Here is a 17,563-nt window from a genome sequence, read left to right as displayed (position 1 = left end):
GGCCGGGTGTCGACGGGGAGTGGCGGTCAGGTCCGGCCGGTGAGGTGGGCCAGCACCGCGAAGCCCAGCCCCACCTCGAATCCGGTGCCTCCGGCCTTCCCGGAACATGGCGCAGCGGCCGGAGGCGACCGGAAGGGGACCCTGCCGGGTGGTCAGCCGGGGTGCCGGGTGAGCAGCTCGGCCGCCGCCGCTTCGGCCCGGGACAGCGCCTCGCCGACCCGGTCCGCCCGCCGGCCGCCCGCGTTGGCCAGGTTGCCGGTCCCGCCGGCACCGCCGCCGATCAGCCGGGCCGGCTCGGTCAGCAGGTCGCCGGGCCGGCCGCCCCGGTCCAGCAGCGTCCGGTCCAGCCCGGCGACGAACTGCGCCCGGTCGTCGTCCGCGGTCGCCAGTACCACCACGGTCGGGGTGCCGGCCGGACTCCGGTCCAGTACGCCGCTGGCCACCGTGCGGAGTTCGGCGGGGGTCAGGTCGTCGCGCAGCGCGCTGACCAGCCAGCCGGAGCCGACCTCCCGGCGCTGCTGGAGCAGCGTGTCGACGATCGAGTCGAGTTCGGTACGCCGGTACCGGCGCAGGGCCGCCTCGGCCGCGCCGAGCGCGTCGAGCCGGTTGGCGAGCGTACCGAGCAGGTCGTCGGGGCGGGCGCCGACGAGCCGGCCGACCTCGGCGAGGAGCCGCCGTTCGGTGTCGGCGTACCGGAGCGCGTCCTGGCCGGTGAGCGCCTCGACCCGGCGTACGCCGGCGCCGACGGAGGATTCGCCGAGGATCCGTACCGGCCCGGCCTGGGTGCCGTGCCCGACATGCGTACCCCCGCACAGCTCGCGGGACGCGTCGCCGATGTCGACGATTCGGACCTGGTCGCCGTACCGGTCGCCGAAGAACGCGGTGGCGCCGGCCGCCTCCGCCTCGGCCCGGCTCGCCTGCCAGACCCGTACCTCCGGGTCGGCCAGCAGATAGTCGTCGACCAGCCGGCCGATGGTGTCGAGCGCGGTCTCGTCGACCGGTGCGAAGTGCGCGAAGTCGAACCGGAGCCGGCCGGGCGCGACCAGTGAGCCCTGCTGCCGGGCGTGCGGGCCCAGTACCCGGCGCAGCATCGCGTGCAGCACGTGTGTCGCCGAGTGGGACCGCTCGGTCGCCGCCCGCCGTTCGCCGTCGACCTCCGCCGCGACCCGCTCGCCGGGTCGTACCTCGCCGGAGCCGACCCGCCCGTGGTGCAGGTGCAGGCCGTCCAGCCCGTACCGGGTGTCGGTGATCTCGACCAGCCCACCGTCGGCGGTCCGGACCCGTCCACCGTCGCCGACCTGCCCGCCGGACTCCGGGTAGAACGGGCTGCGCCGGAGTACCAGCTCGACCTGGTCGCCCTCGCCGGCCGAGTCGACCGGCCGGCCGTCCCGCAGCACGGCGAGCAGTTCGGTCTCGGCGTGCAGGTCGGTGTAGCCGACGAAGTCGGTCCGGCCGTGCCGGGTCAGCAGATCCCGGTAGGTCTGCGTTCGGTGCCGCGCCGCCGTGCCGAGGTCCCGGCCGCCGTCGCGGGCGCGTCGGCGCTGCTCGTCGAGGAGGGTCGCGTAGCGGTCCCGGTCGACGTCGAGCCCGGCCGCCTGCGCCGCCTCCACGGTGAGGTCGATCGGAAAGCCGTACGTGTCGTGCAGCTCGAACGCGGTCTCGCCGGAGAGCCGGCCGGAGTTCGTCTCGCGGGCCCGGCCGATCGCCGCGTCGAGCAGCCGGCCGCCCTGCCGGAGGGTACCGCCGAACGCCTCCTCCTCGTGCGCGGTGACCGCCTCGATCAGCCCGCGCTGGGTGACGAGTTCCGGCCAGGCGGCGCCGAGGTTCGCGATCACGCTGCCGGTGACCGCGCCCAGTACCGGTTCCTCGATGCCCAGCGCGCGGGCGTGCCGGACCGCCCGACGCATGATCCGGCGCAGCACGTAGCCGCGCCCCTCGTTGCCGGGCAGCACACCGTCGGCGATCAGGAACGCGGTGGTTCGGGCGTGCTCGGTGACCACCTGGAACGAGACCGACTCCGGGCTGCCGTCCCGGCCGGGGTACGGCCGCCCGGCGAGTTCCTGCACCAGCGCCAGGGTCGGGGCGAGCAGGTCGGTCTGGCAGACCGTCTCGACGTCCTGGAGGATCGCGGCGAGCCGGTCCAGGCCGAGTCCGGTGTCGATGTTGCGGCTCGGCAGGTCGCCGAGGATCGGGAAGTCCCGCTTGACGCCGCCCTCGCCACGTCGGTGCTGCATGAAGACCAGGTTCCAGAGTTCGACGTACCGTTCGTCGTCGACCGCCGGGCCGCCCTCGACGCCGAAGGCGGGACCCCGGTCGTAGCAGAGTTCCGAGGAGGGGCCGGACGGTCCGGGTACGCCCGTCGACCAGTAGTTGTCGGCCATGCCGAGGCGCTGGATCCGGGAGTCCGGTACGCCGATCCGGCGCCAGAGGTCGACCGCCTCGTCGTCGTCGGTGAACACGGTGATCCACAACCGGTCCGGGTCGAGCTGGTAGTGCCGGGTCAGCACCTCCCAGGCGTACGCGATGGCGTCCGCCTTGAAGTAGTCGCCGAAGGAGAAGTTGCCGAGCATCTCGAAGAAGGTGGCGTGCCGGGTGGTCCGGCCGACGTTGGCGATGTCGTTGGTGCGTACGCACTTCTGCACGCTGGTCAGTCGTGGTGCGGGCGGCGTGGACTCGCCGAGGAAGTGGGACTTGAACTGGTTCATCCCGGCGATGGTGAGCAGCAGCGTCGGATCGTCCGGGATCAGTGGACTGGACGGTACCGGAGTGTGGCCGCGCTCGGTGAAGTAGTCGAGGAAGGTACGGCGGATGTCGGCGGATCGCATCGGAGAGGCCCTGTCGGGTGGGGTGGCGAACGCGCACCGGAACCCGGCACGGGGCAAGCCGTACGGGGTCCTCGCGGTGTCCGTCCGGGAGCGTTCGCACGCGGAAGGTGGCTGGTCGGGGCCGAAATGACGTACGCCGAGCCGGGCCGAGGGGGTCAGGCGAGGACGCTGTCCTCGTTCCCCAGCTCGGCGTGGCTAGCTCGCCGCCCTACCGTCGCCATCCGTCTCACTCCGGTCGATCTGGTTCGTGGCCGCCCGCGCTGATTTGTCGCCGCCCGCCCATCTGGTGGCGTGCGGCGGGATGAACCGATCTTAACGCAGCTCCGGCTGGACGGCCCGCCGTTAAGGTCGTCAAGGTCGACTTGACGGATTGGTGTTGTCAAGGCTAGCCTGACGGCATGGATGGATTCTTGCAGACCGCGCTCACCGTCGACGTCGCCCCGGCCGCCGTGGCGTCCGCCAATGCCGCCGTCAACGAGGCGAGCCGGCAGGCGGACCTGCTGATCGGTGGCCGGCCGGTGCCCGGCAGTCCGGAGTGGACGGCCGAGCAGGAGGGGCCGGCCGGGCGGCAGCGCGAGGTCGCGTCGCAGTTGTTGCACTTCCGGATCGTCCTGGCCGCCGGCGTCGACCCGTTCGCCAGCGTCGTCGGTCTGCGCCGGTGGGGAGTGACCTGGGAGTTGATCGCCCGGGCGGCGGGGGTCAGCCGGCAGGCGGCGCACGAGCGCTGGGGCCGGCGGGTGCTGGAGGTCCTGGACCCGTACGGGACGGGCGAGTTGGGTGGGCCGGTCGCCGACGACGAGGCGGACCTGGATCAGGCTGCTGGGGGTCGCTGATAACCCCATGGGGGTTATAGTGGGGTCGGCCGACGGTGCCGACAGAAGGAGTCCGGCGATGCCGAAGATCAACGTCTATCTGCCCGACGAGCTGGCCGAGGCGGTGCGGGTCGCCGGCATCCCGGTCTCGGCGGTCTGCCAGCGCGCACTGGAGCAGGCCGTACGCCGGGTGACCGCGATCCGGGAGACCGCCCTCGGCGACCTCGACGACGCCGACCTGGCCGCCCGGCTGCCGAACTTCACCCCCCGGGCCCGCGCGGCGGTGCTGCTCTCGGTCGACCGGTCCCGGGGGGACGGCTCGGCGGCGGTCGGCAGCGCGCACCTGCTCGCCGGGATGCTGGCCGAGGGGACCAACCTGGCCCTGCACGTGCTGCGGGTCGAGGAGATCGATCCGGACCGGGTGCTCCAGGGGCTCGCCGGCCAGCCGGCCGCCGAGCCGGGCGGCGACCCGGACGACACCCTGCACTTCAGCGCGCCGGCGGCGAACGCCCTCGAACTGGCCGTCACCGAGGCGACCGCGTTCGGCCACAACTACATCGGCTGCGAGCACCTGCTGCTGGGGCTGATCGCCGAGCCCGACGGGGTCGGCGGACAACTGCTCCGGTCGCTCGGCGCCGAGCTGCGGCTGACCCGCCGGGCCGTGGCGGCGGCCCTGGCCGGCTACGTCCACCTGCGGGCCCAGGCCCCGCCGCCCGCGGACCCGGCCAGCACCGCCGGACCGTCACCCGAGATCGCCGCGCTGCTGGCCGCCGCGGTACGCCGGGAACTACAGCCGATCGTCGCCCGGCTCGAACGGCTGGAGGAGCGGGCCGGCGGGACCGACGCGGACTGACCGGCCGCCGAGATGCGCAGGATCGTGCCGGCGGTCGTGGCGATGCTGACGTTCCTGCTGGTGGTCGCGTTGCCGTTGCTGACCGACCTGCCCTGACGCGGGCCCACGGTCACTCCACTCTGGCCGGACGACGAGGCCGTACCGTCCTGATGCCGAGACGGTTCCGTCGGTCGATGTTCGCGTAGGCTGCGGCGATGACCGGCACCAATCCGCAGACGGCCCGGAGCGGGCGTGGCAGGGTGCTCACCGTCGCCAAGATCGCCCGGCTGGCCGGGGTCTCCGCGCCGACGGTGTCCCGGGTCATCAACGGACAGACCGGGGTGGCGCTGGAGACCCGGAGGCGGGTCGAGGCGATCCTGCGGGAGCACGGCTACCGCCGGCCGGGCGGGTCGACCTCGGTGGCGATCGTGGAGCTGGTCTTCCACGCCCTGGAGAGCCTCTGGGCACTGGAGATCATCCGGGGCGTCGAGAGGGTGGCCCGGGAGCACGACCTGGCCGTCGTACTCACCGAGATGCAGGGCCGGCTGACCCCGGGGCGCGCCTGGACCGAGCAGGTACTGACCCGGCGACCGACCGGGGTGATCGCGGTCTTCTCCGAGCTGACCGTCGCGCAGCAGTCGCAGCTCGCCACCCGGTCGATCCCGCTCGTCGTGCTCGATCCGACGGGGGAGCCGCTGCACCAGACCCCGTCGGTCGGGGCGACGAACTGGAACGGCGGGCTGGCCGCCACCCGGCACCTGCTCGACCTCGGGCACCGGCGGATCGCGATGTTGGGTGGACCGCCGGAGTGGCCGTGCTGCCGGGCCCGGCTCGACGGCTACCGGGCGGCGATGGACGCGGCGGGCGTACCGGTCGATCCCGACCTGGTGCGGATCAGCACCCTGTACGTCGAGGGCGGCCTGGCCGACGGCCGGGAGTTGCTGGCGCTGCCCGACCCGCCCACCGCGATCTTCACCGCCAACGACCTCCAGGCGCTCGGGGTGTACGAGGCGGCCCGGCTGGCCGGGGTGGGCATCCCGGACGAGCTGAGCGTGGTCGGCTTCGACGACCTCTCCTTCACCCGCTGGTCCGGGCCGCCGATGACGACGATCCGCCAGCCGCTGGAGCAGATGGGGGCGACCGCCACCCGCATGATCATCGACCTCGCGGCGGGCCAGTCCCTGGACCAGCACCGGGTCGAGCTGGCCACCGAACTCGTCGTACGGGAGAGCACCGCCCCGCCGTCACGCGGCTGAACCCGTGCGTCCGGACCCCGTGCGGTCCAAGGTCGAGGGTTCGGTTCCACCGCCGCTACGCCGTCGTTACGAACTCATGTCGGTCGATGTCTTGTGCGGCGAAATCTTTCCATCGATACTTTGGGATGTTTCAGTCTGGCAGGGTCGCCCCCGGATCGCCCGTCCGTGACCGCGCCTCGCCGGGTCGAGAGAGGATCAGGATGCGACGACTCCTACACGCGCTCGCCGTCGCGGGAAGCGCGCTGGCGCTCACCGCGGGCCTGGTGAGCCTGACGGTGGCCACCCCGGCCTCGGCGGCGGCGCTGACCGAGGTGACCAACTTCGGCACCAACCCCAGCAACCTGCGAATGCACCTCTACGTGCCGGACCGGTTGGCGGCCCGCCCGGCGATCCTGGTCGCGGTGCACTACTGCACCGGTACCGGCCCCGCGTTCTACTCCGGCACCCAGTTCGCCTCGCTGGCCGACCGGTACGGCTACATCGTGATCTACCCCTCGGCGACCCGCAGCGGCCAGTGCTTCGACGTCTACTCCCCGCAGGCGCTGCGTCGGGACGGCGGCAGCGACCCCGTCTCGATCGTGTCGATGGTCCGGTACGTGCAGCAGCGCTACAGCACCGGGCAGGTCTTCGCCACCGGTGTCTCCTCCGGCGCGATGATGACCAACGTGCTGCTCGGCAACTATCCGGACGTCTTCACCGCCGGGGCCGCCTTCGCCGGTGTGCCGCACAGTTGCTTCGCCACCACCGGCGGCTCCACCTGGAACAGCGAGTGCGCCAACGGTCAGATCATCCGGACCGCACAGCAGTGGGGCGACCTGGTCCGGGGAGCGTACCCCGGCTACACCGGCGCCCGTCCCCGGATGCAGTTGTGGCACGGCACCAACGACGAGACGCTGCGCTATCCGAACTTCGGCGAAGAGATCAAGCAGTGGACCAACGTGCACGGGCTGAGTCAGACGCCGACCTTCACCGACACGCCGCAGTCCGGCTACACCCGTACCCGCTACGGCGGCAGTGGCCCGACGGCGCCGGTCGAGGCGATCAGCATGCAGGGGGTACCGCACAACCTGCCGGTGAACGCGGCCGAGGCGATCCGGTTCTTCGGGTTGGACAGCACCACGCCGCCCACCGGCACCCCGACGGCCGTACCGACCACCACGCCGCCGCCGACCCTGCCGCCGACTCAGCCGCCGACTCAGCCGCCGGCCGGTGGCTGCGCGGTCAGCTACACGGTGAACGCCTGGAACTCCGGGCTGACCGCCGCGATCACCATCACCAACCGGGGCACCTCGGCCGTCAACGGCTGGACGCTCTCCTTCACCCTGCCGGCCGGGCAGACCATCACCTCGGGGTGGAACGCCTCCTACAGCCCGAGCAGCGGTGCGGTGACCGCCCGCAACGTCAGCTACAACGGCACCATCGCGCCGAACGCGTCGGTCGGAATCGGCTTCCAGGCCAACCACACCGGCAACACCGGTAGGCCGGCCTCGGTCAGCCTCAACGGGACGGCCTGCACGCTGAGCTGATCCGGCCGCGTACCCGATCGGCCCCACTCGTTATCGAAGCGCGACGGGCCGCGCGAGGGAGAGGCGGGTTGCCGGCGGACGATCCTCCGCCGGCAACCCGCCGGCCCGGCTTCGGGACCCGGTCAGGCCGGAGCGCCGGCGACCGGGCTGCCGCCGTGCCCGGCCGGGCCGTCGACGGCTGCCGGGCCCGAGGTCGTTCCGGCCGCTGCCGCGAGGGTACGCAGCGCCTCGACCAGTTGCGCTCCGGAGGGCGCCCCTTCCGGGTCGAGTAGCCACTGCACGCTGAGCCCGGTGATGACCGCCATCACCAGTGCCCCGACCTCGGATCCGGGATCTCCCGGCGCCGCCCTCGAAGCCCCGTCGGCCACCTCGATCCCGTTGCCGGGGACAGGGCCGTTGCCGTCCACGGGGTCAGCGGTGTCGCCCTTGCTGTCGACCGAGGTGTCGCCCTCGCCGTCGACGGGGCCGAAGGTGTCGCCCTCGCCGGAGTTGTCGAGGACGATCGAGGTGAACGCGGCCCGCCCGGCGGCCATCGCGGCGGCGAGCCGTTCCCGCAGCTCGGGGTGGTGGTCGACCTGGGTCACCAGGTCGACGGAGGCCGCCCAGAGCTGCCGGTGCCGGGTCACCGACTCCGACACCCCGGTCCAGATCGCGGTCAGTCGATCCAGCGGGCTGGCGTCCGGATCGACCGTGACGGCCCGTTCGAGTTCGTCGCCCCACTCGTCCATCGCCTCGATCATCGCGGCGGTGAGCAGGGCCTCCTTCGAGCCGAAGTGGTAGCCGATGGAGGCCAGGTTGGTGCCGGACGCGGTCACGATGTCCCGCGCGGTGGTGCGGGCGTACCCGCGCTCGTAGAGGCAGCGCTTGGCGCCGGCGAGGAGCTGTTCCCGATGACCCACGCCGGTGATCCTATCCGCGCTCTATACAACCGTCCAATACGAACGTCTTATACAAACGTCATAGACAGATGTATAGGACGTCCGTATAGTCCTGGCCATGAGCAGCACAATCGCGAGCCCTGCCTCCGCCCGTCCGGCCGTGTCGGACCCGTCGTCGGAGACCCCCGGCCGTCGCCTCGGCGACGTCGACGCGCTGCGCAGCTTCGCGCTGTTCGGCATCCTGGTGATCAACATCGCCTTCTTCGCCACGGCCTACCCGTGGCACGGCATCGACGACCCGGCCTTCTCGTCCGGACTCGACCAGGGTGTGCGCTGGGTCGTCGCGCTGCTGTTCGAGCTGAAGTTCTACCTGCTCTTCGCGTTCCTGTTCGGCTACAGCTTCACGTTGCAGTTCGACTCCGCCGCCCGGCAGGGGGCCGCCTTCGTACCCCGGTTCCTCCGGCGGCTGGCCGGACTGTTCGTGATCGGCGCCGCACACGCCGTACTGCTGTTCCACGGCGACATCCTCACCACGTACGCCCTGCTCGGGCTGATCCTGCTGGCCGTGCGCGGCATCCGACCCCGGACCGCGCTGGTCGTCGCCGGGGTGCTGACCGGAGTCGTCGCGCTCTTCATGACGATCTCGGCGCTCTCCGGCGCGGTCTTCGCCCCGGACGCGGCAGCCGCGATCGCCGCCGGGCAGGAGTCCACCGAGGCGCTGCGCGGCAACCCGGGTTCGGTGATCGCCGAGCACCTCCGCTCGATGCCGCAGATGCTCGGCGCGCTCGCCGGCTTCCAGGGGCCGCTGGCGATGGCCGTGTTCCTGGTCGGGCTGGCCGCCGGCAAGCGGCAGGTACTCGCCGACGCCGGTCGGCATCGCCGCGCACTGCGGATCGTCCAGTACGTCGGATATCCGGTCGGCCTGGCCGGCGGGGTGGTGCTGGCCAGCACCGGCGGCACCACCGAGATGAACATGTTCGCCCTGGCGGTCACGGTGCTGACCGCGCCACTGCTCACCGCCGCCTACGTCGGCACTTTGCTGGAGTTCTTCCGCACTCGCCCCGGCCAGCGCCTCTCCGCCGTGATCGCGCCGGCCGGGCGGATGGCGCTGAGCAACTACCTCGGTCAGTCGGCGATCTGCGCGATCCTCTTCACCGGCTGGGGCTTCGGACTCGTCGGCCATGTCTCGCCGCTGACCGTCGTACTCGTCGCCGTCGCGATCTTCCTGCTCCAACTCCTGGTCAGTGCCCGTTGGCTGGCCACCCACCGCTACGGCCCGGCCGAGTACTGCCTGCGTGCCGTCACCTTCGCGGCCCGGCCGACCTGGCGGCGACAGCCGTACTGACCCGGCACCCGAGCCATCGCCCCGCACCGTCACCCGGACGACGGTCGACGCGCCGCGCGAACCGTGGCGCGTCGACCGTCGATCCGGGCCCGTGCTCAGTCCGGCTCGGCGGCGCGGCGGGCCCGGGCCCGGCGCTTGCCCTCGTGCATGGCCTGCACCCGGGCGATCGGGATGGTGTGCCCCTCGGCGACCAGGTCGGCCGGGAGCCGCTGCGACTCCGGCATCCGCTCGGTCCACGGATCCCGCCCGGCCAGCAGGCGCGGCACCGTACGCAGGGTGAAGTCGGCCGGGGTGACCCGGTCCAACTCCTCCCACGGCACCGGGAACGACACCGGCACCCCCGGCCGGAGCCGAGGACTGTACGCCGAGACCACCGTCGCGCCGCCGGACCGGGTCGAGTCGACGAAGACCCGGCCGCCCCGGTCCTCCCGGATGAAGGCCGTGGTCGCCAGCGCGGAATCCAGCCGTTCCGCCCGGGCCGCCAGCGCCCGGGTCGCGGCGGCCACGTCCTCGATCGGCGATTCCGGGTCGACCGGTACGAAGACGTGCACGCCCTTCGCCCCGCTGGTCTTCACCACCCCGGACAACCCGGCCTCGGCCAGTACCTGCCGGACGAGCTGAGCGGCGCCGACGACCAGCGGAAACGTGTCGGGGGCCGGTGGATCGAGGTCCAGCACCAGATGGGTGGGGCGGTCCCGCCGCTCCGCGGTGACCAGGGTGGGGTGGTATTCCACGGCTCGCTGGTTGCCGAACCAGAGCAGGGTACGCCGGTCGTTGCAGAGGGCGTACGAGACCTCGCGGCGGGACGCCTCCGCCCAGAGCGTCACCGTCGAGATCCACGAGGGGGTGTAGCGCGGCACGTTCTTCTGCATGAACGGCGGCTGGCCCCGGAGTACCCGGATCACCGAGAGCGGTCGGTCCCGCAACTGGCCGATCAGCGGGTCGCGTACCTCGTCGAGATAGTCCACCAGGTCCCGCTTGGTCGCGTCCGCCCGTCGAACAGGGGCTGGTCGAGGTTGGTCAGCGAGACCCCGTCCCGCACCTCGTCGGCTCTGCCCGTCATCGAACCACTCTCCCGGGGCGCCGCCGTACGGTCAACTCCACCCGGCCGGGCCGCCGTGGAGGCCGCACAGTCAGTCGAGCACCAGCCGGACGCTGTGCCCGGACTCGTCGTGCCGGTAGCTGATCGTCCCGAGCAGCCCGGTCAGCCCGCCGGTCCCGGTCCCCGGCACGACGTGTCCGAAGGTACGCGGAGGCTCGGCGTCCAGGCCGCCGTGCTGGAAGACCACCGTCCCGTGCTGCCCGTCGATGCTGCCGGTGAAGCGCTCCGAAGCCACGTATCCCCGGTTCGCCGCGGTCAGCAGTTCGGCGACGCTGGTTCCCTCGATCGCGCCACGGAAGCTCTTCCGCACGGTCACCCGGGCCAGGGTGCCGCCCTCAGCGGGCTCGTCGTAGGGCTGCTCGTCCCACCCGGTCACCTCGAACTCGGCGGTGAACTCGGTGCCGGGGGCGAGGGCGGTGCCGGTCTGTCGCGTCATGCCGGAATCGTAGGGTGGCCCCCGGACAGCGGATTGGATATTCGCGTCGGGCAGGCGGTGACTCCCGGCTCGGTGGTGAACTCCCGGCTCGGCGGTGAGTCCCGGCTCGGCGGTGAGTCCCGGCTCGGTGGTGAGTCCCGGCTCGGTGGTGAGTCCCGGCCCGGTGGTGAGTCCCGGCTGACCTCGGCGACGGTGCCGGCGGCCGGCGTGCCTCGTACGCTGGGTCGGGTGGAGCGTGATCTCGACGACCGGCGGGGAGTGCTGCGTACCGCACCGGCCGGGGTCGAGGCGCTGCGACGGCGGGCACCCGTCCCGGAGCTGCTCCCGTACGTCGCCTGGTACTGGTCGGTCCGCTGGGACCTGCGCGGCCAGCCCGCCCACCGGCAGTCGACCCTGCCGCACGCCTCGGCACACCTGACCGTCGAGCAGGGCCGGGCCTGGCTGTACGGGCCGCCCCGGCGCCGGTTCGACCGGGTACTCGCCGGACAGGGGCGGGTGGTCGGGGTCCGCTTCACCGCCGGTGGTCTCGCCGCGTTGCTGGGCCGCCCGGCGGCCGAGGGGCCGGTCCCAGCCTCGGTGCTTCCGGGGCTCGATGCCGCGCACCTGGCCGCCGCCGTCACCGCCGCCGCCGACCTCGACGCGGCCGGCCCGGTGCTCGACCGGGCACTGACCGCGATCATGCCGGACCGACCGGACCCGGCGGTGCTGACCGTGGAGCGGGCGGTCCGGCTGGTCGGGGAGGACCGGTCGATCCTCCGGGTGACCGACCTGGCCGACCGGCTCGGCCTGCGGGTACGCGCCCTGCAACGCCTCTTCGCCGAGCACGTCGGAGTCAGCCCCGGCTGGGTCATCCGGCGCTGCCGCCTCCAGGAGGCAGCCCTGCGGGCCACCGACGGCGGCCCGATCGACTGGGCGGGTCTCGCCGCCGATCTCGGCTACTACGACCAGGCGCACCTGGTCCGAGAGTTCACCGCCGCCGTCGGAACACCACCGGCCCGGTACGCCGACGGCGCGGACGACCGGCCCGACCCGCACCGTCCCCGGTAGCCGGAGACCGTGTCAGGGGCAAGTCCTGCCGGCAGCCTGGCTGTCCGCACCCCGGCGGCGCTCAGAACTCGTGGTACATCACGTGCAGGCCGACCCGACCCAGCGCCGGATGGGCGAAGGCGCCCGGCACCGTACCCACCACCGCGAACCCGTGCCGCTGGTAGAGCGCGACGGCCCGTTCGTTGGACTCGGCGACGGCGTTGAACTGCATGCCGGCGTACCCGTGCCGCCTCGCCCAGTCCACGGCGTAACGGCACAGCGCCGTCCCCACGCCCCGCCCCCGTACGTCGGCGGCGACCATGAAGCTGGCGGTCGAGACGTGGCTGCCCGGACCGGGCCGGTTCGGGCCCATCTTGGCCGTACCGAGCAGCCGGTCGTCCTCGACCGCCACCACGGTCAGCCCCGGCGCCGACTCGACCCAGATCTCGTACGCCTGCTCGGCGGTCATCCGAGGGTCGTAGGTGAACGTCTCCCCGGCCCGTACGACGTCCCGGACGATCGGCCACACCCCGGGCCAGTCGGCCTCGGTGAACTCGCGGATCCGCACGCCGCGACGCTAGCCGCGCGGTCACCGGGCGGGCAACCGGGATACGGGCCCGGACGGCGCGATCCGGCCGGGGTCGGCTTCGGCCGGCCCGCCCCGGCCGGATCGGATTCCGTGAGCCCGCCCCGGATCAACCGGGCGTACCGGCCTGCGCGGAGACCCGGCCGGTGCCGCTGACCACCTGGTCGATGAAGCCGTAGTCCCTGGCTTCGGTCGCGGTGAACCAGCGGTCCCGGTCGGCGTCCTGGACGATCTGGTCGTACGTCTGCCCGGTGTGCTGGGCGATCATCTCCAGCAGCATCCGCTTGGTGTGCAGCATCTGCTCGGCCTGGATGGCGATGTCGGCGGCGGTACCGCCCATCCCGCCGGAGGGCTGGTGCATGATGATCCGCGCGTGCGGCAGCGCGTACCGCTTGCCGGGTGTCCCGGCGCAGAGCAGGAACTGTCCCATCGACCCGGCCATCCCCATCGCCACCGTCGAGACGTCGTTGTCGATGAACTGCATGGTGTCGTAGATCGCCATTCCGGCGTAGACCGAGCCGCCCGGCGAGTTGATCCAGAGGTTGATGTCCCGCTGTGCGTCCTCGGCCGCGAGCAGCAGCAACTGGGCGCAGATCCGGTTGGCCAGCTCGTCGGTGACCTCACTGCCGAGGAAAATGATCCGCTCCCGCAACAGCCGGCTGTAGACCGAGTCGTCGAGGGTGCCGTGCGGCTGTTCTCCGCCGCGAGCCTGTGGGGTGTGCAGGTCAGTCATGCCAGCAACCTAGTGACGGCCAGCAGGCAGAATCGACGGCTTACGCTGTCAGCGCACGGCTTCAGCCGTCGGCGGAATCCGCCTCCGTCCCCGGTCGCCCCCGCGATGGTGATCGCGTCGTCGGAACACCGGAACACGTGAAGCCGAAACGAAGCCGCTGGCTGGCACAGTCGGCCACCGGTGGCCAACGGCCAAGACCGCCGCAACGCCCACCCCTCGTCGGCATGTCTGCCCAGGCGTACGCCGTGCGGCGCGGGTGACGTGGGACGTTCGATATCTGGAGGAAACGTGAGCCACCCGCCGGGAACCGGCTGGCAGCACCAACCGCCCGGATGGACCGGCGGGCCACCTCCGGTCCCGCCACCTCCGGGGCCCACCGCAGTCGATCGGCCCCTGGAACCCGGGGTACCCACCTCCCCAACCGCCGCGGAAGAGGAAGGGCCTGCTGCTCGGACTCGTCGTCGGAGGTGCCGCCGTCTTCATCGTGGTGGTGGTCGTGGTGATCGCCGCGGTCGTACTGCTGTCCCGGAATTCCGGGCCCGCCGATCCCGCCGGGGTGGCCGCCGGTACGCCAACGGCGAGCAGCGCACCGCTTGTCGGCGTCGATCCGTGCACACTGCTATCCGGCGCCGACGCGAGCACACTGCAACTCGACGGTGGCGAGTCCAAGGTTCTCGGTGCGGCAAGGACCTGTGGATATGAGTACAGAGGAGAGAGGTCGGGGTACATCCAGGTCTACGTGGTGATCTACGACCGTGGCACTCCCGACGGACTGGACCTGACGGGCCCACGTCCGGTCACGATCGGCAAACACACCGGCATCACGGGGGTGGGCGGGCTGCGGACCGGCTGCTCGGTGGCCCTCCTCGTCGGGACGTCGTCCACCCTGGAGGTCGAGTTGCTCGGCCTCAACGATCGGCAGAAGGCGTGTGAGCTGGTCACCCGCGTGGCTACCGTGGTCGAGCCGCAGTTGTCGTAGTCGTAGTCGTACGAGAGTTCGCGCGATATCTACCACCCGACGCCATCGCCGCTCGACGCCGGACCGAACGCCGTCGGGCGGCTCCTCACGCAACTCGTCCACGAGGCTCGGGTAAAGCTCGTCCACGAGGTTCGGGTATCCGGACACAGCAAGATCAAGCCTTACGTCCGAATCTCCCGAGCCGGACAGGTCCGGACCCGGGATCCGGGGTTCCCGCACCGTCAGGATCGGTGCACCCAGCACGCCACAATACGAACTTTCAGCCTGTGCTTGAGGGTCCCGTGCTGGCGGTCTCGGCCGCGCATGCGAAGGTTCGTCGAGACGGCTACCACACCCGGGTCGGACGTTGATCGTGCGCGGTCGTTGCCGGGTTGGTCACGTGCCTGAACGGGTGGGCGTGACCGCCGACGTCGATCGGCGTTGTCCTCGGCGTGGCGAGGGTTAGGAAGGCCGGGCAGGGTACGCGGACCCGGCCGGTTGTTGTGGAGTCGCCGGTGTTGTTACTGACCCTGTCCGAAGAGGACCGGGCGGCGGCAGTGGCGGCGTTGACGGACCTGTTGGTCGCCTGGTTGGCGCGGCAGCCGTTGAGTGATGGCCAAGATCGGCGTGGTGTCGGTCGTGAACCGCCATACGGCAGCCATGGCGGCGACCGTAGCACAGCCCCAGCACCCGACCCGCAGCCAATCGTGACAGCGCTGGTCGCGTGAGGGCGGGTCGACATCGAATGGTCGCCCGTAGATACAGCATTAAACCTGTGCGCGAACCTGGACCACGTTGTGAACAACCCGTGGAGAACCGCGCCGCCCTGTGGATAACCGTCGGACCAGGAGCAGCGGGCGAGAACGGTACGCCCCGCGATGGCACCGCTGTGATAGGTTGGCGACCTTGGGACGCCGGGACGAGAGGTGGGGCGCCACCGCGTGAACGGGCTCTCGCGCCTCGCGTCAGGTCGATCGTGACCATCGCATGCGCGATGTGTAGTTGGCGAGACCTCGCCAACTACCACGTGCGCAAGAGAACTTCACCTGCGTGGATGTTAATCTTCGCTAACGCAGTTCGCGCGCACTAGCATAGGAGCTCCATGTCTGTCAATCTCAAACGTTCCGCCTTTGTGGGGGTGGCCGTTGCCGCCATCGCGGCCACCGGTGTCGTCACGGCCACGCCGGCTTTCGCCGCCCTCAGCGCCACGACCTACGCGCCCGGCTGCGGCAATAGCGATGGCGGTGGAGTGGGATCGTTCTTTGCCGCCGGGGACGAGTTCTGGGTCTCCGACTGGTGCGCGGACGGCCACTCCGTCACGATATTCGTGGACGTATCGCCTTATCAGGCGGGTAACGGCTATGACTTCTACGTCAGGAACGCCGGGGGGAATGGCTCCACCGTGATCCGCGACGACGACTTCCCCGAGGGGACCCGGCTCAACATCCGGACGTGTACCACGGAAGGCACCTCGCCCGTCGCCTGTTCCCTCTGGAACGACGCTCAGGCGTAGGGCCATCGGCCGGGCCGATGCCCCGCGGCCCGGCTCAGTCGCCAGCGGCGCTGTCGTCCCCGCGGGCGGGTGCCGGGTTCACCGCGGCTCCTGACCCCGGCGCGGCTCCCGTTCCATGAAGGCGCGGAAGGAGCGAGGCGGGCGGCCGGTGAGAGCGCAACCGGTCGCCCCGTTGCGTTGGCGACGCCGGCCTGGTCGTCTCGTTGTCCAATCCGGCACGTGCGGCGACCTGCTTCAGCAGGTACCCGAAGGCACGCGTCATCCACTCCTGATGCTCATCGTCAGGCAGTGGCATCGGTTCGGTCCTAGCCTCGGCCCTTCAGTAAGCCCGGCCGCGGTTCATGATCAGAAATGAGGAAGTGCCTTCCTATCTGGGATGATCTGGCTTGTCGAAGGCCCTGATCGCCCGTCACGGAAGGCACTTGCCAGGTGAAGGCTACCGGAACGCGTCCGAAGATCACTGTGAGCGCGGACGGACGTGGCGTGGTCGGACACGCAGGCGCCCGTCTGCTGACCGATGTCGCTGACGTGACCGGTTTGACCGCCGCATTCGGCGAGGCCCTCGCGGGGTTGCGGCAGCGGCAAGGCGGCCACGAGCCGGGGCGGGTCGCGGCGGACCTGGCCGTGATGATCGCTGATGGCGGCGAAGCGATCGCCGACTTGGCGGTGCTGCGTGACCAGGCGGAGCTGTTCGGTGTGGTGGCCTCGGATCCCACCGCGTGGCGGCTGCTGTCCGGGATGGACGGTGAAGCGTTGGCTCAGGTGCGGACGGCCCGGGCGCGGGCCCGGGAGGTGGCCTGGGCGCAAACGTGCGAGACCCGCGGTGGGCTGCCGGCGGCGACCGCGTCCGGCCTGCCGATCCCCGGCCTGGTCCTCGATCTGGACGCCTCGATCGTGATCTGCCACTCGGAGAAGGAATCGGCGACCCGCAATCCGCCGGCATCGGGCCCTCGATCGAACGCGATCCACTGTGGATCGACGGCTCAAGATCGCCTCAAGCTAATCGTCACCGGTGGTTTCCATGATCAACGTGTGCGAGGATCCAGTTGCGCCGTAACGCGATCCGGCAATGCGGCGCGTCAATGACGAAGGGAAAGTCTGTGAAGATGCGTACGCTCTCCAGCACGCTGGTGGCTCTGGGGCTCGGCGTCGCCGCGTCCCTCGCGGTGGCAGCCCCCGCGCAGGCCGCGACGCACACGATGCACACCGACGACGGTGACCCCGGCGGACGGGTTACGTTCACGACCAACGGTGACATCGTCCGACTCTGCGACATCGAGGCCGACGGCTGGGCGGTGGGGCTTGTTGTCGACGACTATGGCGTCGGACGCCAGTACAGCATGCAGGTCGGGGGCAACGGCACTTGTAAGGAGGTCCGAGCGTCGATGGGCGGCAAGTACGACCTGAGTGAGGGCTCGAGAATCGGGTTTTACATTTACCTCCACAAATCCAGCAACCTTGACGCCTACAGTGACGAGTCGACCTGGCGGAACATCAACTAGCCGAGTTTGGTCCGCCCAATACCACAGGACGATGATCGCCCGGTCTGCCGGGGCGGCAGCGTCGTAACGCGTTCAGCAGTGTGACGCGCGGTCCGGCCGGTGGCTGGCGCCACTCGGGGGTGCCAGCCACCGGTCGTTTGTGGAATGCGGCCCGCCAGCCCCTGGTTGACCAGGAAACGGGCGGCGCGCGTCACCGGTGGTTAGCTCGGTGGCTCGTTATCACTCGCCGCACC

General features: G+C 71.3%; 14 protein-coding genes and 2 pseudogenes. 10 read left to right on the top strand and 6 right to left on the bottom strand.

From position 1 onward, the window contains the following. Positions 1–152: 152 nt before the first annotated feature. On the bottom strand, positions 153–2,825 hold the full coding sequence (gene alaS / locus Pma05_RS40690) for an alanine--tRNA ligase (protein WP_203862886.1): 2,673 nt from the start codon (positions 2,823–2,825) through the stop codon (positions 153–155). Between the two features lie 398 nt (positions 2,826–3,223). On the opposite strand from alaS, the gene Pma05_RS40685 reads away from it, so the two are divergent. The 4 genes from Pma05_RS40685 (at position 3,224) to Pma05_RS40670 (ending at position 7,251) form a co-directional block, all read left to right on the top strand. After that, on the top strand, positions 3,224–3,658 hold the full coding sequence (locus Pma05_RS40685) for a hypothetical protein (RefSeq protein WP_203862885.1): 435 nt from the start codon (positions 3,224–3,226) through the stop codon (positions 3,656–3,658). Between the two features lie 58 nt (positions 3,659–3,716). Next, entirely contained in the window at positions 3,717–4,490 is a 774-nt protein-coding gene (locus Pma05_RS40680; protein WP_203862884.1) for a Clp protease N-terminal domain-containing protein, read from the top strand. 194 nt (positions 4,491–4,684) lie between these two features. Then, positions 4,685–5,725 carry a LacI family DNA-binding transcriptional regulator gene (locus Pma05_RS40675; RefSeq protein WP_203862883.1) on the top strand — a complete coding sequence of 347 codons (1,041 nt, stop codon included), beginning with the start codon at positions 4,685–4,687 and terminating at the stop codon, positions 5,723–5,725. Between the two features lie 200 nt (positions 5,726–5,925). Beyond that, complete coding sequence (locus tag Pma05_RS40670; RefSeq protein ID WP_203862882.1) at positions 5,926–7,251, top strand: extracellular catalytic domain type 1 short-chain-length polyhydroxyalkanoate depolymerase; 1,326 nt, start codon at positions 5,926–5,928, stop codon at positions 7,249–7,251. 122 nt (positions 7,252–7,373) lie between these two features. Here Pma05_RS40670 and Pma05_RS40665 read toward each other — a convergent pair whose 3' ends face one another. Beyond that, positions 7,374–8,150, bottom strand: a complete 777-nt coding sequence (locus tag Pma05_RS40665) for a TetR/AcrR family transcriptional regulator (protein ID WP_203862881.1) — start codon at positions 8,148–8,150, stop codon at positions 7,374–7,376. Between the two features lie 97 nt (positions 8,151–8,247). Here Pma05_RS40665 and Pma05_RS40660 point away from each other — a divergent pair, with 97 nt between their 5' ends. After that, complete coding sequence (locus Pma05_RS40660) at positions 8,248–9,474, top strand: DUF418 domain-containing protein (protein ID WP_203862880.1); 1,227 nt, start codon at positions 8,248–8,250, stop codon at positions 9,472–9,474. Positions 9,475–9,569: 95 nt separating this feature from the next. Here the strand turns inward: Pma05_RS40660 and Pma05_RS40655 are convergent. Then, positions 9,570–10,537: pseudogene (locus tag Pma05_RS40655) on the bottom strand (DNA polymerase domain-containing protein). Between the two features lie 70 nt (positions 10,538–10,607). After that, positions 10,608–11,012 (bottom strand): DUF3224 domain-containing protein, encoded by a 405-nt coding sequence (locus tag Pma05_RS40650; protein ID WP_203862879.1) that lies wholly within the window; start codon positions 11,010–11,012, stop codon positions 10,608–10,610. A 33-nt stretch (positions 11,013–11,045) separates the two neighbouring features. Between Pma05_RS40650 and Pma05_RS40645 the strand changes: the two genes are divergently transcribed. After that, complete coding sequence (locus Pma05_RS40645; protein WP_203862878.1) at positions 11,046–12,059, top strand: helix-turn-helix transcriptional regulator; 1,014 nt, start codon at positions 11,046–11,048, stop codon at positions 12,057–12,059. 61 nt (positions 12,060–12,120) lie between these two features. Here the strand turns inward: Pma05_RS40645 and Pma05_RS40640 are convergent, their stop codons facing one another. Both Pma05_RS40640 and Pma05_RS40635 read right to left on the bottom strand, forming a co-directional pair. Next, entirely contained in the window at positions 12,121–12,606 is a 486-nt protein-coding gene (locus Pma05_RS40640; protein WP_203862877.1) for a GNAT family N-acetyltransferase, read from the bottom strand. 127 nt (positions 12,607–12,733) lie between these two features. Next, positions 12,734–13,357, bottom strand: coding sequence for a ClpP family protease (locus tag Pma05_RS40635; RefSeq protein WP_203862876.1), 624 nt, complete (start codon positions 13,355–13,357; stop codon positions 12,734–12,736). Between the two features lie 484 nt (positions 13,358–13,841). Between Pma05_RS40635 and Pma05_RS40630 the strand changes: the two genes are divergently transcribed. From Pma05_RS40630 to Pma05_RS40615, 4 genes and pseudogenes are all read left to right on the top strand, one after another. Next, complete coding sequence (locus tag Pma05_RS40630) at positions 13,842–14,336, top strand: DUF3558 family protein (protein ID WP_203862875.1); 495 nt, start codon at positions 13,842–13,844, stop codon at positions 14,334–14,336. 1,081 nt (positions 14,337–15,417) lie between these two features. Beyond that, complete coding sequence (locus Pma05_RS40625) at positions 15,418–15,828, top strand: hypothetical protein (RefSeq protein WP_203862874.1); 411 nt, start codon at positions 15,418–15,420, stop codon at positions 15,826–15,828. 429 nt (positions 15,829–16,257) lie between these two features. Beyond that, positions 16,258–16,758: pseudogene (locus tag Pma05_RS40620) on the top strand (transposase); the annotation flags it as partial. Positions 16,759–16,928: 170 nt separating this feature from the next. Beyond that, complete coding sequence (locus tag Pma05_RS40615) at positions 16,929–17,330, top strand: hypothetical protein (RefSeq protein WP_203862873.1); 402 nt, start codon at positions 16,929–16,931, stop codon at positions 17,328–17,330. The last annotated feature ends 233 nt before the right edge of the window (positions 17,331–17,563 follow it).

It is taken from the genome of Plantactinospora mayteni (assembly GCF_016862935.1).
Taxonomy (GTDB): Bacteria; Actinomycetota; Actinomycetes; order Mycobacteriales; family Micromonosporaceae; genus Plantactinospora; species Plantactinospora mayteni.
The sequence above is the reverse complement of the archived record's forward strand: the minus strand, read 5'-3'. Positions and strand labels throughout refer to the sequence as shown.

Excerpts from the sequence above, each read along its gene's own strand:
- alaS (WP_203862886.1), bottom strand. The coding sequence starts at position 2,825 with ATGCGATCCGCCGACATCCGCCGTACCTTCCTCGACTACTTCACCGAG.
- Pma05_RS40685 (WP_203862885.1), top strand. The coding sequence starts at position 3,224 with ATGGATGGATTCTTGCAGACCGCGCTCACCGTCGACGTCGCCCCGGCC.
- Pma05_RS40680 (WP_203862884.1), top strand. The coding sequence starts at position 3,717 with ATGCCGAAGATCAACGTCTATCTGCCCGACGAGCTGGCCGAGGCGGTG.
- Pma05_RS40675 (WP_203862883.1), top strand. The coding sequence starts at position 4,685 with ATGACCGGCACCAATCCGCAGACGGCCCGGAGCGGGCGTGGCAGGGTG.
- Pma05_RS40670 (WP_203862882.1), top strand. The coding sequence starts at position 5,926 with ATGCGACGACTCCTACACGCGCTCGCCGTCGCGGGAAGCGCGCTGGCG.
- Pma05_RS40660 (WP_203862880.1), top strand. The coding sequence starts at position 8,248 with ATGAGCAGCACAATCGCGAGCCCTGCCTCCGCCCGTCCGGCCGTGTCG.
- Pma05_RS40650 (WP_203862879.1), bottom strand. The coding sequence starts at position 11,012 with ATGACGCGACAGACCGGCACCGCCCTCGCCCCCGGCACCGAGTTCACC.
- Pma05_RS40635 (WP_203862876.1), bottom strand. The coding sequence starts at position 13,357 with ATGACTGACCTGCACACCCCACAGGCTCGCGGCGGAGAACAGCCGCAC.
- Pma05_RS40625 (WP_203862874.1), top strand. The coding sequence starts at position 15,418 with ATGTCTGTCAATCTCAAACGTTCCGCCTTTGTGGGGGTGGCCGTTGCC.